The organism is Aeromonas sp. R7-5 (genome assembly GCF_040908015.1).
GTDB lineage: Bacteria > Pseudomonadota > Gammaproteobacteria > Enterobacterales > Aeromonadaceae > Aeromonas > Aeromonas caviae.
The window spans coordinates 16879-30995 of record NZ_JBFOCZ010000021.1; the positions used below are offsets into that span (position 1 = coordinate 16879).

At 64.9% G+C, this 14117-nt stretch carries 9 protein-coding genes and 1 riboswitch; of the genes, 6 read left to right on the forward strand and 3 right to left on the reverse strand.

Annotated elements, in window-relative coordinates; all coding sequences use genetic code 11:
* Positions 1-127: 127 nt before the first annotated feature.
* The 5 genes from AB5Y53_RS07325 to AB5Y53_RS07345 all read left to right on the forward strand — a co-directional run bounded on the left by AB5Y53_RS07325 (position 128) and on the right by AB5Y53_RS07345 (position 6580).
* Positions 128-1918, forward strand: a complete 1791-nt coding sequence (locus tag AB5Y53_RS07325; RefSeq protein WP_368181488.1) for a M3 family oligoendopeptidase — start codon at positions 128-130, stop codon at positions 1916-1918.
* A 78-nt stretch (positions 1919-1996) separates the two neighbouring features.
* Positions 1997-3805: a M3 family oligoendopeptidase gene (locus tag AB5Y53_RS07330; protein WP_368181489.1), complete on the forward strand. Its 1809-nt coding sequence runs from the start codon at positions 1997-1999 to the stop codon at positions 3803-3805.
* 184 nt (positions 3806-3989) lie between these two features.
* A complete protein-coding gene (gene ycfP, locus AB5Y53_RS07335) occupies positions 3990-4529 on the forward strand; it encodes an alpha/beta hydrolase YcfP (protein WP_005331594.1) in 540 nt (179 codons plus the stop codon).
* Between the two features lie 74 nt (positions 4530-4603).
* The gene (locus AB5Y53_RS07340) at positions 4604-5896 is read left to right on the forward strand and encodes an NAD(P)/FAD-dependent oxidoreductase (protein ID WP_368181491.1); all 1293 of its coding nucleotides are present in this window, start codon (positions 4604-4606) and stop codon (positions 5894-5896) included.
* 366 nt (positions 5897-6262) lie between these two features.
* Positions 6263-6580: a heavy metal-binding domain-containing protein gene (locus AB5Y53_RS07345; protein WP_010674360.1), complete on the forward strand. Its 318-nt coding sequence runs from the start codon at positions 6263-6265 to the stop codon at positions 6578-6580.
* A 478-nt stretch (positions 6581-7058) separates the two neighbouring features.
* On the opposite strand, the gene AB5Y53_RS07350 is transcribed toward AB5Y53_RS07345, so the two are convergent.
* Entirely contained in the window at positions 7059-9329 is a 2271-nt protein-coding gene (locus tag AB5Y53_RS07350) for an LTA synthase family protein (RefSeq protein ID WP_368181492.1), read from the reverse strand.
* Between the two features lie 251 nt (positions 9330-9580).
* Between AB5Y53_RS07350 and AB5Y53_RS07355 the strand changes: the two genes are divergently transcribed.
* A complete protein-coding gene (locus AB5Y53_RS07355; RefSeq protein ID WP_368181493.1) occupies positions 9581-10675 on the forward strand; it encodes a hypothetical protein in 1095 nt (364 codons plus the stop codon).
* A 105-nt stretch (positions 10676-10780) separates the two neighbouring features.
* On the opposite strand, the gene lysC is transcribed toward AB5Y53_RS07355, so the two are convergent.
* Both lysC and argA read right to left on the reverse strand, forming a co-directional pair.
* On the reverse strand, positions 10781-12133 hold the full coding sequence (gene lysC, locus AB5Y53_RS07360; protein WP_010674363.1) for a lysine-sensitive aspartokinase 3: 1353 nt from the start codon (positions 12131-12133) through the stop codon (positions 10781-10783).
* An 87-nt stretch (positions 12134-12220) separates the two neighbouring features.
* Positions 12221-12445, reverse strand: a riboswitch (Lysine riboswitch).
* A 109-nt stretch (positions 12446-12554) separates the two neighbouring features.
* A complete protein-coding gene (gene argA / locus AB5Y53_RS07365; RefSeq protein WP_010674364.1) occupies positions 12555-13883 on the reverse strand; it encodes an amino-acid N-acetyltransferase in 1329 nt (442 codons plus the stop codon).
* Positions 13884-14117: the final 234 nt, after the last annotated feature.

Below are 14117 nucleotides of genomic sequence, written 5' to 3' on the forward strand. Positions count from 1 at the left end.
GGGCGCTCTTCTGCTGGTTGCCTCGAATGGGGGCTAGGCAAGTGCCAGGCCCCCTTCGTACTATCCGGTTTCACCCGCCCGCAGAGGCGGGGTGACCCGATATGGACGCAAACAGACAAGGACAACCATGAAACCACCCGTTTGGCGAGATGATCACATCTATGCCGCCCCCGACGATCCTGCCATCGAGGCCGCCTTCCAGGAGGCTGCCCGTACCCTTACCCGGCTTGACGCCCTCCTGGCGGACCTGCCGGATCCCGCCCATCCCGTTGCGGATGCCAATGCCCTGCGCCACCTGTTGCGGGCCATCCGCCGCGAGGCCAACGGGGTGAAGAGCCTGGCCTGGAACAGTCAAGTCTATGGTTACAACCGACTGAGCCAGAACGGGCGCGACGAGGAGGCCCGGGTACTGCTCTCCCGGGGCCAGCAGCTGGAGGCGACCCTGGCCCAGCGCAGCAAGCCGGTGGACCTGTTCTGGGTTCGCGCCCCCGAGTCACTGGTGCGCACCCTGCTGCAAGACCCCGAACTCTTCGAGCTGGCCTACCAGATCCATCACGACAGAGCGCTGCAGGATCAGTGGCTTTCGCTCGAGAGCGAGCAGCTCATCGAGGGGTTGGCGGTGGACGGCCTGCAGGGGTGGGGGGATCTCTATGACAACCTGGTGGGGCGGCTGCTGCCGGTGGTGGAGGGGGTGCCCATGGGGCTTGCCCAGGCGGACAACCTGCTCGCCCACCCGGACAGGGCGCGGCGCGCCAGTGCCTGGCACGCCATCCAGGGCGCCTGGGAGGCGGAGCAGGAGACGGTGGCCGCCATTCTCAACGCCATCAACGGCTGGCGCAACGAGCTCGGCCGCCAGCGTGGCAAGGGGCGCAGGCTGGATGCCCTCGAGGTCACCTGCCATCAGGAGCACATCACGGGCGCGACCCTGGAGACCCTGATGGCGGCGGCCGGGGAGCACAGGGAGCTCGGGCGCCGCGCCTTGAGGGCCATGGCCTGTGCCCAGCAGATCACCGACTTCGCCCCCTGGGATCTCTTTGCCCCGGCGCCCCAGGCCGTGCACGGCAAGTTCGGCTTCGAGCAGGCGCTGAATCTGGTGATGGAGGCCTTTGCCGCCTTCGACCCCGAGATGGGGGCGTTTGTCCGCATGATGGCCGACAAGGGGTGGATCGATGCCGCCCCGAGCGAGCACAGGCGAAGCGGCGCCTATTGCACCGAGTATGCCGATCCGCCCGAGCCAAGGGTCTTCCTCACCTTCGAGGGGACCATGGACAACGTCATCACCCTGGCCCATGAGCTCGGCCACGCCTGGCACAGCTGGTTGCTGCGGGATCTTTCCTTCGAGCAGCGGGGCTACCCCAAGACGCTGGCGGAGACCGCCTCCCTCTTTGCCGAGATCCTGGTGCGCGATGCCCTGCTGGCCGCTACCGACAAGGTGGAGCAGCGGCGGGCCATCGCCTGGCTGGACGGGGAGCGGGCCGCGAGCCTGCTTCTGGACATCCCCGCCCGCTTTGCCTTCGAGCGCGCCCTGGTGACGGCGCGGGAGGTGGGTTACGTGGGGGCGAGCCAGATGCGGGAGATGATGAAATCGGCGCAGCAGCAGTGCTATGGTGACGCCCTCAGCCAGTATGACGAGCTGTTCTGGGCCAGCAAGGGTCACTTCTCCATCGCCGAGTCCGGGTTCTACAACTACCCCTATCTGTTTGGCTATCTCTTCAGCCTGGGGCTCTATGCCCAGCATGCGCGGGCCGGGGGCGAGTTTGTGCCCGCCTATCGCGCCCTGCTGCGAGATACCGGCCGCATGAGCGCCGAGGCGCTGGTGGAGAAGCACCTGGGGGTCGACATCCGCGAACCCGGGTTCTGGCAGGAGAGCCTGCGCTATGTGGAAGAGGCGGTGGTGCGCCTCGAGCGGTTGGTGTGATGCCTGCCCGCGAAGGTGGTGGCTCTGGCCACCTGGATTTCACGACGGGCGATGCCCGTCCCTGACGATGAGCGTTCGATGCAACAACGAGTCTATCCACAGCAGTGGCAAAATGATCACATCTACCCCTCCCTCGACAGCTGTGTCCTCGAGGCGGACATGAGCCTGGCCCGCGCCAGCCTGGCCGAGCTGAGCGGTTTTATCGAGGGACTGGCCCAGGTGCCTCGCACCCCAGGCGCCTTGCAGGACTTCCTCAGGGAGGTACGCCTGCGGGCCCGCCGCATTCGCGACATCGGCTGGAACATCGCCGTGCTGGCGGCCTGCAAGGGGAGCCAGGACGCCCGGGATCCCCTCGCCAAGCAGGTTGCCTCCCGGGCCCGTGCCCTCAATGCGGATCTGTTCAAGACGCTTGCCCCCATCGAAGATCTGATGCTGGGGCTGCCTGCGTCCGAGTTTGAGCAGCTGATGGCCGACCCCCTGCTCGGGGAGGAGGGGTACCGGCTGCGCCACGAGCGTCGCCTGCAGGATCAGCGGCTGCCGGTGGAGGCGGAGCAGCTGGTCATCGGCCTTGGCACCGATGGCCTGCACGCCTGGGGCAACCTCTACAACGATCTGGTGGGCAAGATAAGGCTGGTGATCGCGGGTCGCGAGATGGGGCTGGCGGAGGCGAGCAACCTGCTCTCCAGCCCGGATCGGGCCCTGCGCAAAGAGGCCTTCGATGCCATCAGCGCCGGCTGGGAAGGGGAGCAGGAGACAGTGGCAGCCATCCTCAACGCCCTCAACGGCTGGCGCCTGGAGCTCTCGCGCCAGCGCGGCAAACACCGGCGCCTCGATGCCCTGGACGTTTCCTGCCACCAGAGCCACATCGAGCGGGCGACCCTGGATACCTTGATGGCGGAGACCTGGCAGGCCCGCCATCTGGGCCAGCGGGCCCTGGGGCTGATGGCCGGTCACCTCGGCCTCGAGGTGCTGGGGCCGGAGGATCTCTTTGCGCCGCCCCCTGCCGCCAGCCGCCGGGAGATCCCCTTCGAGGAAGCGGTCGACATCATCGCCCTGGCCTTCGCGCGCTTTGACCCCGAGATGGGGGACTTTGCCCGCATGATGGCCGAGCGTGGCTGGATTGATGCCGCCCCCACCCCCAACCGGCGCACCGGGGCCTATTGCACCAAGTTTGCCGAGCCGGTGGAGCCGCGGGTCTTCATCACCTATGCGGGCACCATGGACAACGTCATCACGCTGGCCCACGAGCTCGGTCACGCCTGGCACAACTGGCTCATCCGCGACTTGCCCATGAGCCAGCGCAGCTACCCCATGACCCTGGCGGAAACCGCCTCCATCTTCGCCGAGACCCTGGTGCGCAGCGCCCTCTACGAGCAGGCCCGAAGCGCCGAGGAGCGTCTGGCCATTGCCTGGGCTGATGCCGATGGCGCCGCCACCTTCCTGGTCAACATCCCGGCCCGCTTCGACTTCGAGCGGGCCCTGGTGGCCGAGCGCGAGCAGGGCTATGTGTCGTCGGCCCGGCTCAAGGGGCTCACCGACGAGGCCTGGGGGCGCTGGTACGAGCAGAGCCTCGACCGTTATCACCCCCTGTTCTGGGCCGCCAAGGCGCACTTCTCCATCGCGGGCTTCGGTTTTTACAACTACCCCTACCTCTTTGGCTATCTGTTCAGCCTCGGGGTCTATCAGCAGCTGATGAGCCGCCAGGCCGCAGGGGAGGCGGGCGTGGCCGAGGCCTACCGCGCCCTGCTGCGAGACACAGGTCGCATGAGCGCCGAAGAGCTGGTCGAACGGCATTTGGGGCAGGACATTCGCGAGCCCGCCTTCTGGCAGGGGAGCCTGGCCCTGGTGGAAGCGGCGGTGGCGCGCTTCGCCCAGTGCGGCAGTTAACCTCGCCAGACCCGGTTTGCGCCATGTCCCGCCGGGGCATGGCGCTGCCACAGCGGCCCCGGCGCGCGGTTCGGTGGCCCGAAGGGGCGTGATCCAAAGCAAGAAAGTGGGATGTTTTGGTGGCGCAAGGCCCTGTCGCTGGGGTAGTTTCGATAGAACCGACACAGTTTTTGAGGTCTTGTCCATGATCATCTATCTGCATGGCTTTGATGCCACCAGCCCCGGCAATCATGAAAAAGTGCTGCAGTTGCAGTTTATCGATGATGATGTGCGTTTCGTGCACTACAGCACGGTTCACCCCCGCCACGACATGAGCCATCTGCTCAAGGAAGTGAAGAAGCAGCTCGACATGAGCACCGATCCCAAACCTCTCATCTGCGGCGTGGGCCTGGGTGGCTACTGGAGCGAGCGGATCGGGTTTCTGTGCGGCATCAAGCAGGTGGTCTTCAACCCCAACCTGCACCCGGAAGAGAACATGCAGGGCAAGATCGACAGGCCGGAAGAGTACGAGGACATCGGCACCAAGTGTGTAACCGAATTTCGTAATAAAAATTCAGGAAACTGCCTGTGCATCCTTTCCGTTCAGGATGAAATCCGCGATAATCGGGACACTGAACGTGAATTGAAGAACTATTACGACATCGTATGGGATGAGCGCGAGACCCATAAGTTCAAGAACATCTCGCACCATCTGCAACGGATGAAGGCCTTCAAAGAAGCCTGAGCCATCACGTCAACCGATTTCGTTTTAGGGAGCCAATGGCTCCCTTTCGTTTTGAGGAACCAAGGAAAATCATCATGATGAATATTGTCGTTGTAGGCGGTGGCGCCGGTGGTCTCGAGCTTGCGACCAGCCTGGGCCGCAAGCTGGGCAAGAAGAACAAGGCCAGGATCACCCTGGTGGATCGCAATCGCACCCACCTGTGGAAGCCCCTGCTGCACGAAGTGGCCACCGGCTCCATGGATGCGGGCATCGATGCCCTGAGCTACCAGTCTCACGCCAAGAACCACGGCTTCGAATTCCAGCTCGGTAGCCTGACCGACATCAAGCGCGACGAGAAACGCATCGTGCTGGCCCCCATCCACGACGAGAACGGCGCCCTGGTGGTCAACGAGCGGGAAGTGGCTTACGACATTCTGGTGATGGCCATCGGCTCGGTCTCCAACGACTTCAACACCAAGGGCATCAAGGATCACTGCATCTTCCTGGACAGCCCCTCTCAGGCGCACCGCTTCTACAACAGCATGATGAACCGCTTCCTGCAGTTCGCCACCGAATACCAACCCGGTGACAAGGTGAAGATCGCCATCGTCGGCGGCGGCGCCACCGGCGTCGAGCTCTCCGCCGAGCTCTACAACGCGGTGGAGCAGCTCTACGCCTACGGCTTCAAGAACCTCACTACAGACAGCCTCAAGGTGACCCTGGTGGAAGCGGGCCCTCGCATCCTGCCGGCCCTGCCGGAGCGCATCAGCGGCTCCGCCCATCAGGAGCTGGTGAAGCTGGGCGTGGACGTGCGCACCGCCACCATGATCACCGAGGCGACCGCCGAGGGCCTGCACACCAAGGATGGGGAGCTGATTGAAGCAGACCTCATGGTGTGGGCCGCGGGCATCAAGGCGCCGGACTTCATGAAGGAGATCGCGGGCCTGGAAACCAACCGCATCAACCAGCTGGTGGTCCACGAGACCCTGCAGACCACCCGGGACGAGAACATCTTCGTCATCGGCGACTGCGCCGCCTGCCCGCAGCCGGACGGCAAGTTCGTGCCGCCCCGCGCCCAGTCCGCCCACCAGATGGCGACCCAGGCGTTCAAGAACATCCTGGCCAAGATGAACGGCGGCGAGATGAAGCCCTACCGCTATCACGATCACGGCTCCCTGGTCTCCTTGAGCCGCTTCTCCACCGTGGGCAGCCTGATGGGCAACCTGATGCGGGGCTCCATGATGGTGGAGGGCTACATCGCCCGCATCGTCTACATCTCCCTCTACCGGATGCACCAGGTCGCCCTGCACGGCTACATCAAGACCGGCCTCATCATGCTGGTGGGCCGCATCAACCGGGTGCTGCGCCCGAGCATGAAGCTGCACTGAGTGCATGGCGGCTGCCGCTGCGAACATCAGAAAGGAGAGGCTTGCCTCTCCTTTTTTTATGGCCGACGCGGGGCGCTCCTGGCAGCGCCTGCCGCCGTCCAGGGGGCCGGTGCAGCTGCCGTCGTGTCTGCATCATCAAGGCCCCGCTTTCATCGTGGCCCGGAAGCCCTCTCCCCAGCACCGGTGCCCAAGGTCGCTTTGCGGGGGAAAGTGGCACGACACAGGCCCTATGGATGGCTCCTTGATGAACCTGGCGGACGCTGTGCTTGAAGCCCCTGACCACGCCGGGCTTATGCTTTGGCCAGCGCCTTGCTACCATGACGGCAACGGTGCTTCGCACACCCAGCCCAACTCACAGGAGACCTCATGATCCTCTCAACCACCCCCACCCTGGAAGGCAAGACCATTCGCGAGTACCGCGGCATCGTCGTGGGCGAAGCCATCCTCGGCGCCAACATCTTCAAGGATCTGTTCGCCGGCATCCGCGACATCATCGGCGGTCGCTCCGGCGCCTACGAAAAAGAGCTGGCCCGGGCCCGGGAGATCGCCTTCGAGGAGCTCAAGGAGCGTGCCCAGGCGCTGGGGGCCAACGCCGTGGTGGGCATCGACATCGACTACGAGGTGGTGGGCCAGAATGGCAGCATGCTGATGGTCAGCATCAGCGGCACCGCCGTGGTGATCTAGCCCGCCAGTGCCCGGCCCTGCATGGCCAAACGCCCCGTCACAAGCCGACCCCGAGGTCGGCTTTTTGCTGGGTGTGACGCGCAAAGGTGGGCGCAAGTGAGTGTGGCTCAAGGCCTGAACGTATCGAATGCTCCGATGGCTCTGGGCTGGCCGGGAATGAGGGAGAAAATGGCCCGGCCCGGAGAAGGTGCGGGAACATGGGGGGCACGGGGCCTGAAGGTCGGCAAAGTTGTTCAGTTTTGCTATTCGATAATGAGTTATCGTTTGATATATCTAAACAAAAAATGACCTGTCAGGGGTCGCAGAGCCCAGGTCGGGACGAACATGGCGAGGTGCAGGCGGCACTGTACTCGCATCCCGCCCATAAATAGAGGTCGCCCGGGCGACCTCTTTGTCGTCTGCTAGTTCGCTGCGGATCAGGACAGGGCATCGGGCCGGAAGGTGTTGCAAGGATCTGTGTCCCTCGTGTCTCAATCGATCAGGGCAATGCATCGGGCCGGAAGCTGGCGCGGATCTGCGGCACCAGGGGGGAGGGGTCGAAGCCTTTCTCCTCCCCGAGCACCGGGTGGAGCAGGGGTTGGTCCCGGATGGGGGTGAGGTCCCCCGCCAGCAGTTGCCTTGTGGCCTGGCCCATCTGGTAGAGCTGGCGCACCGGGTCGAACTGGCGGGCGAGATCCAGCCCGTCCCCGGCCCGGGTGAAGGCCATCATGGGGATCTGGTAGCTGGCATCCCGTGGCGGTTTGGCGCCGTGGATACCCTTGCCCGCCGACATCAGGAAGGGCTGGTGGTCCCCGAAGGCCACCACCAGGTAGCGCTTGCCGGAGCTGTCCAGGGTCTTGAGCAGCCGCTCCAGGGAGGCCATGGCGTCCACCACCCCGGTGTAGTAGGTGTTGAGCAACTGGGTATCCGCCGGGCTCTGATCCGGGCAGGCGCCGCTGCGCTGCTGGGCCCGGTAGCGATCCCCGTCGAAGGGGCCGTGCCCCTGCATGGTGACCGCGTAGGCGAACAGGGGCTGATCGTCCTGGTTGCTGCGTTTGAGCAGGTGATCGATGAGGGCATCGTCGGAGATGTAGAGCCCCTTGTGCTCGAGGGCGGTGAAGCGGGTATCGAACCAGCGCTCCTCATAACCGAGGGCCGGGATCGCCTTGGCACGGCCCCAGAACTTCTCCACATAGGGGTGGGCGAACAGGGTCTGGTAGCCGCTCTGGGCTGCGCTGCGCGCAAGGCCGGGCACCTTGTCCGAGAGGTAGTAGTAGGGCACCACCCCCTGTTTGAGCAGGCCCACCGGCAGACCGGTGTTCATCTCGAACTCCGCCAGCACCGTCATGCCGCCCGTGGTGGGGGAGTGGATGGTCTTGCGCCATTGGGCCACGCTGGCGGGCAGGCTCAAGGTGGGGGCGGGGGCGCAGAGACGGCCCTGCCAGTCAAGCCAGAGTGACTCGTATTGCAGCACGATCACCAGATCGAAGCGGGGAGCCCTGGGCTGGGCGGGCAGGCTCAGTTCCGGGGTGCGCTCGTTGATCTGCAAGGGGTAGCGAAACACGTTGCCGCTTTGCAGCATCTCGTCCACCAGGTTGAACAGGTAGAGGCCGGGGCCGGCGCGGATGATGTCCCTGTGGTAGTTCACCGCCCTGTCCACGTAGCGGATGTTGGCCCCGAGCAGCTTGTTGCCGGTCTGGGTGGCGAACACGCAGAGGGCGAAGAAGGCGGCGGTGGCGGCGGCGGTGCGCAGCAAGCCCCGCAGGATCCAGCGGGAGAGGGCGAAGCGCCACACCAGAAAGAGGAGCCCCAGCACGACGAGCACCGGCACCACAGGGTGCTGATCGAGCAGGATGTGCAGCAGGGCCAGCAGGTTGCCCAGATCGTCCCCCCCCAGCGGCACCCCGTAGATGGCGATCTTCATGAAGTTGGCGAGCAGCCCGATGCCCGAGAGGGCGGTGAAGAGCAGCCCCATATAGAGGCTGAAGCCCGCGAGGGCACAGAGGCTCCAGCCCAGCACCATGCTGCCCCAGGCGAGGTAGTAGTGCTCTGGCCGAAAGCCCGACCAGAACAGGAATTCCCCCAGCTTGAACACCACGAAGCCGTGCAGCAGCACGAAGGTGAGGTTGCCGAGCAGCAGGCTGCCTGCCACCCGGGCGCGGTAGCTTCGGCGCAGCCGCGGCAGCAGGGCCTTGAGCACGGCGGCGCTCACCAGCAGCACCAGCAGCAGGCTGGTCATCAGGTAGAGGAGGTTGAAACCGCGCTCCGGCAGGGTCTGGAGGATCTGGCTGTATTCGGCGCTCTCCGGCCTGTCTGCCAGCAGCAGCCCGATGCGTAGCTGGTAGCGGCTGTCCAGGGCGTCGTCGGGGGCGCGCAGGGCGCTGTTGAGGCTCAGGGTGCAGCGCTCCTTGCGGCACTTCTGGCGCTTGTCCACCGCCTGGCTCAGCTGATCGATGCGCACCCCTTTGTCGTTGAGCAGCTCCACCCGCACCTTGTCCCCCTCCTGCAGGGGTTTGAGCAGTTGCCACTGGCTGCGCACCACCAGATAGAAGCCCCGGTTGTCACTTTTGTAGAGCAGGTTGTAGCGATTGAGGGTCGCGATGGGCTGATCCGCCGGGCCCAGAATGAGGGGGGCGGCACGCCCGAGCCAACTGACGGGGTTGAGCAGCGGCAGGGCGAGGGTCAACAGCAGCAGGGCGGTCAGCAGACCCAGCAACAGCTCGGCCAGGGGCTGGGAGGCGGGGCGGTGGCCGGTGACGGGGGCATTCATAAGGGCTCATCCTTGGAGCGGTCATGGCAGCGACGACTGCCTCTATTTTGACCCGATGGTGCGTGGCTTGTTCCTTGATGTCAATTTAATGACAACAAGATGAATATTCCGTGATGAGCACTGTGAAGCAATTTGTGATCCCGATCCGCCAGGGGCACTCATTCTGTGATGAAAGCGTCATCATGAGCCTTTGCTGCTGGTCTGGGAGGGGGGCGCTGTTTAGTCTCTCAGTAACGGTTGGAGGTACATGTATGAATCCCAAAGTTGCGGCGCGTCAGGCCAGATTGCTCCAGATGCTGGAGAGCAAAGAAGAGATCCGGATCGGGCGGGAGCGGGACTGCCCCCTGCCGCTGCCCCAGCTCGTCCGGCTGACCGAGGATCACCCGGACGTCGTCAAGGTCTACGGTCACGGGCTCACCGCCGAGGTGTTCCATCTCAAGGTGGAGGGGCACCATTGGTGCCTGAAACGCTGCCGCCAGGACTCTCTGGTAGCCAATGTGGACGGCAAGACCGCCTTTCTCACCGAGCTGGAGCGCCGCCGGGAGATAGAGAGCCTGCGGGAGCTGCACCCCACCATTCTCTCCAACGTGGTCTGTACCAGTTTCGGCTCCGCCCGGGCCGGGGTGTTGGTCTCCCCCTGGCTGCGGGGGGAGCCGGTGCGCACGCTCTGCGAGCGCAACCTGGCGCAGATGCTGGCGGTGGAGGCGGAGCTGGCCCGCTGGGGCTGGTTTGACTGGGATCCGAGCCCGGGCAACCTGCTGGATGACGGCCAGCATATCTCGGTGTTCGATTTTGGCTACATGTGGCCCTTCGATCCCCTGCACGAGTTCAACTCCAACGGCCTCACCGATCCCGACTTCCACGTGCCTGAGCGGCTGGAAACCCGCACCCTCTCCGGGCTCTGGCTGGACGAGGCGGGTCCCTTGCCGCTGTTTCGCCGCTGGCGCGAGCTCTGCCTCGCCTGGGCCAGGGGAGAGCTGCAATACCTGTCGCGGGAGGGGGCGAGCGCCCCCGTGCTGGCGCGGATGCAGGGACTGGTGGGGGAGTGGAGTGCGGCGCTGGCAAGCGACGAGGCGCTGGCGGCCAACTGGTGGCGCGACATGTACCGCAGCCATCGGCTCGACATCCTGGACGACCTCAGCGGCAAGAGCTGCGGCCCGCTCACCCTGCGCCGCCTCGACTGGCTGGAGCAGGCGGTACGGGAGCACTTCCCGGCCCTGGTGGACAATCTGGTCCCTGACGAAGCGGGGCTCGGTCAGGCCGGGTTGCTGCAACGGCTGGGAGGGCTGCGCGAGCAGATCCGGGCCAATCTGCTGCCCACCCGGGCTACCCTGGTCACCAGCTGATGGTGGAAGAAGAGTGACAAGAGGGGCGCCGCGGCGCCCCTCTTTGCTGAGTGGGGAAGTGTGATGGGGCGGAGGAGGCTCGTTGTGTGCCAGCGCCGGGGCGACTCAGTCGAGCAGTTCCCGGTGCAGGCAATTGACGATGTGGCCCGCCTCGTCCTCTTTGACCAGGAAGCAGAGGTTGTGGGCGCTGGCGCCGTAGCAGATCATCCGGATGTTGTGCTCGCGGATGGCGTCGAACACCTGGCTGCCCACCCCGGCCGCTTCGCTCATGCGGTTGCCGATGAGCGCCACCAGGGCGAAGCCGGTCTCCACTTCCACCTTGCACAGCTGGCCGAGCTCCGCCAGCACCTTGTCGTTCAGGATGGGTTCGCCGTTGCTCTGGCTGCCGGTGTGATCCAGGGTCAGGGAGACGCTCACCTCGGAGGTGGTGATGAGATCCACCGAGATGCGGTGACGGGCCAGGATGCCGAACACCTCGGCCAGGAAGCCGTAGGCGTGGAACATGTTGAGGCTGTGCAGGGTCACCAGCACCTGCTGGCGGCGCAGGGCCACGGCCCGGAACAGCGGGTTGCTGCGGGTGGTGGCGCGGATCCAGGTGCCACCGGCGGCGGGGTCCTTGGCGGAGCCCACGAACACCGGGATGTCCTGGCGCAGCGCGGGTTGCAGGGTAGCTGGGTGCAGCACCTTGGCGCCGAAGGTGGCCATCTCCGCCGCCTCCACGAAGCTGATTTCGGGGATGGGGCGGGCGCGGGTGACCAGGCGGGGATCCGTGGTGTAGATGCCGGGCACGTCGGTCCAGATCTCGATGCTGCCTGCGTCCAGGGCCTCGGCCAGGAGGGCCGCGCTGTAGTCGGAGCCGCCACGGCCGAGGGTGGTGGTGCGACCATCGCCGTCGGCACCGATGAAGCCCTGGGTGATGACCAGGCTGTCACCCAGCAACGGGCCCACCGCCTGCTGGCAGAGGGCGCGGGTCGCCGCGAGATCCACGGTGGCCTTGCCAAAGCGGCTGTCGGTGCGCAGCAGTTGGCGCGCATCCTGCCACTGGGCCTTGACCCCGCGCTGGTGCAGGAGTTCGGTGAAGAGACGGGTGGACATCAGCTCGCCGCAGGCGATGAGGCGATCGGCGAGTTCGGCGTCGGTGTGCTGACTGGCCTGGCGGGCCATGGTGCGAATGTCGCCTAGCTGGGCATGGATGAGGGCGCTCACGTCGCTCGGGTTGCCAAGGGCGGCCAGAATGGCCAGCTGGATGTCGGCAAGCCTGGCGAGCTGGGCATCCTGTCCGGCTTCGTCCAGTTCACCCTGAGCCAGGCTCACCAGCAGGTTGGTGACGCCGGCGCTGGCGCTCAGCACCACCACCCGGGTCGCCGGATTGGCCAGCACCACGTCGGCGCAGTGGTTCATGGCCGCGGCATTGGCGACGCTGGTTCCGCCAAACTTGGCGACATTGATCGGGTTCATTGCATACTCCTGTCTCAAGGTGAAAATCCGGTTTCATCGGGCAAATAGAGAGGAGGAGGCAAAAAATGGCAGGAAAACGCGAGGATCCCGGCCAGAAGCACTCCACCTGCAGAGCCCATCCCGTACCCGCCCCAAGTGGGGCGCGGTGTGGGATGACCACTACCGATGACAACCCGGGGGATTCAGCCCCCGCAGCCGACGTGGCGGTGTCCAGTCACTCGCCTCGTCTCGGCGCTGCTCCCCCTGACCCAAGTTCACCGGACACTGGTGTCCTCCCCTGGGCTGCCTGGGCAGCGCTCCTCTTCTGGTGCCACCTGTGACAAGTGGCGTGCATGTACAAATACCTTGGTCTGGATTGCACTGTCAATCGAGTTCGTAAAAAAGAACAAAATTGACGGTAACCAGACACAAGATCAATCAGTTACGAAATGGTCTTGGACAAAACCTTGGAGCGACGCTGCCAGTTGTAGAAGCGCTGGCGCTCCACCGGCAGATCTTCGACTTCCAGGGGATCGAAGCCCCGCTCCCGGAACCAGTGGATGGAGCGGGTGGTGAGCACGAACAGGCGACGGATGCCGAGCCGCCTGGCCCGCTCGGCCACCTTGGCGATCAGGGTGTCTCCCCGGTTGGAGTTGCGATACTCCGGGTGGATGGCGACGCAGGCCATCTCGGCCATGGCTTCTTCCATGAAGCAATAGAGCGCGGCGCAGCCGATGATGAGGCCGTCCCGCTCGATGATGGTGAACTTGTCTATCTCCATCTCCAGCTGCTCCCGGGAGCGGCGCACCAGGATCCCTTCCTCCTCCAGCGGACGGATGAGATCCAGGATGCCGCCGATGTCCTCAATGGTGGCGGCCCGGGCCCGCTCGGCGCTTTCGCGCACGATCTGGGTTCCCAGCCCCTCGCGGCTGAACAGCTCCTGCAGCATGGCGCCGTCGTCCTGATAGCTCACCAGGTGGGAGCGGGGCACGCCACCCCGGCAGGAGGCGATGGCCGCGCGCAGGTAGCGGGCGGTGCCTGACATCTCTTCCCCCGCTTGCTCCAGCGCCACCAGCAGCTCTTCGGCCTGCTCGGGGAAGAGCTCGGAGATGGCCTCCCCGTGCCTGTCCATGACCCCCTGGGTGCTGCTGAAGCAGATGAGCTTGTCGGCTTTGAGATCCACCGCCACCCGGCGGGCTACCTCTTCTGAGCTCAGGTTGAAGCTCTCGCCGGTGACCGAGCAGCCAATGGGGGAGATGAGCACCAGGCCGTGCTGATCCAGCTGGCGGGTGATCCCCTCCACATCGATGCGACGCACCCGGCCGCTGTGGCAGAAGTCGATGCCGTCATCCACACCCAGCGGCTGGGCGGTGACGAAGTTGCCGCTCACCACGCTGATGCGGGCCCCCTGCATGGGTGTGTTGGCGAGCCCCATGGAGAGCTGGGCGGTGATGTCGTATTGCAGACCGCCGCACACCTGCTTGATGATGGCGAAACTGGCATCGTCGGTGACCCGGATCCGCTTGTGATACTGGGCCTGGATGCCGGCGCGGGCCAGGGCCTCGTCATTTTGCGGACGCGAACCAAACACCAGCACCAGGCGGATCCCCAAGGTCTGCAGCAGGGCGATGTCGCTGACGATGTTGGCGAAATTGGGGTGACAAATGGCTTCCCCGCCGATCATCAGGACGAAGGTGGCACCCCGGTGCACATTGACATAGGGGGTGGATTGCCGAAAGGCATGGACCAGGCTGGGTTCGCGTTCACGCACGTGTTTCATTCCATAAAAAAGCAGCAATTTGCCCAATATATGAAAATAAATTCACAAATCAAGACTAAATATCGAGTTGGTGTTTTTTTGTCGCCATTTTGACCAGTGCTGGCGGGGAGGGGAAGACGCAGGCGAGGGCGGGAGGGTCGCCCCGGGGGCCGCTCCCTGGTTGATCCGGGCTAATAACCTGATATCTTCGGTGTTCCTTTTCGTCAGCCGCATTGCGCGGGGTTT

What these genes read in the sequence shown, in the direction of transcription:
- AB5Y53_RS07325 (WP_368181488.1), top strand. Translation starts at nt 128, where the DNA reads ATGAAACCACCCGTTTGGCGAGATGATCACATCTATGCCGCCCCCGAC.
- AB5Y53_RS07330 (WP_368181489.1), top strand. Translation starts at nt 1,997, where the DNA reads ATGCAACAACGAGTCTATCCACAGCAGTGGCAAAATGATCACATCTAC.
- ycfP (WP_005331594.1), top strand. Translation starts at nt 3,990, where the DNA reads ATGATCATCTATCTGCATGGCTTTGATGCCACCAGCCCCGGCAATCAT.
- AB5Y53_RS07340 (WP_368181491.1), top strand. Translation starts at nt 4,604, where the DNA reads ATGATGAATATTGTCGTTGTAGGCGGTGGCGCCGGTGGTCTCGAGCTT.
- AB5Y53_RS07345 (WP_010674360.1), top strand. Translation starts at nt 6,263, where the DNA reads ATGATCCTCTCAACCACCCCCACCCTGGAAGGCAAGACCATTCGCGAG.
- AB5Y53_RS07350 (WP_368181492.1), bottom strand. Translation starts at nt 9,329, where the DNA reads ATGAATGCCCCCGTCACCGGCCACCGCCCCGCCTCCCAGCCCCTGGCC.
- AB5Y53_RS07355 (WP_368181493.1), top strand. Translation starts at nt 9,581, where the DNA reads ATGAATCCCAAAGTTGCGGCGCGTCAGGCCAGATTGCTCCAGATGCTG.
- lysC (WP_010674363.1), bottom strand. Translation starts at nt 12,133, where the DNA reads ATGAACCCGATCAATGTCGCCAAGTTTGGCGGAACCAGCGTCGCCAAT.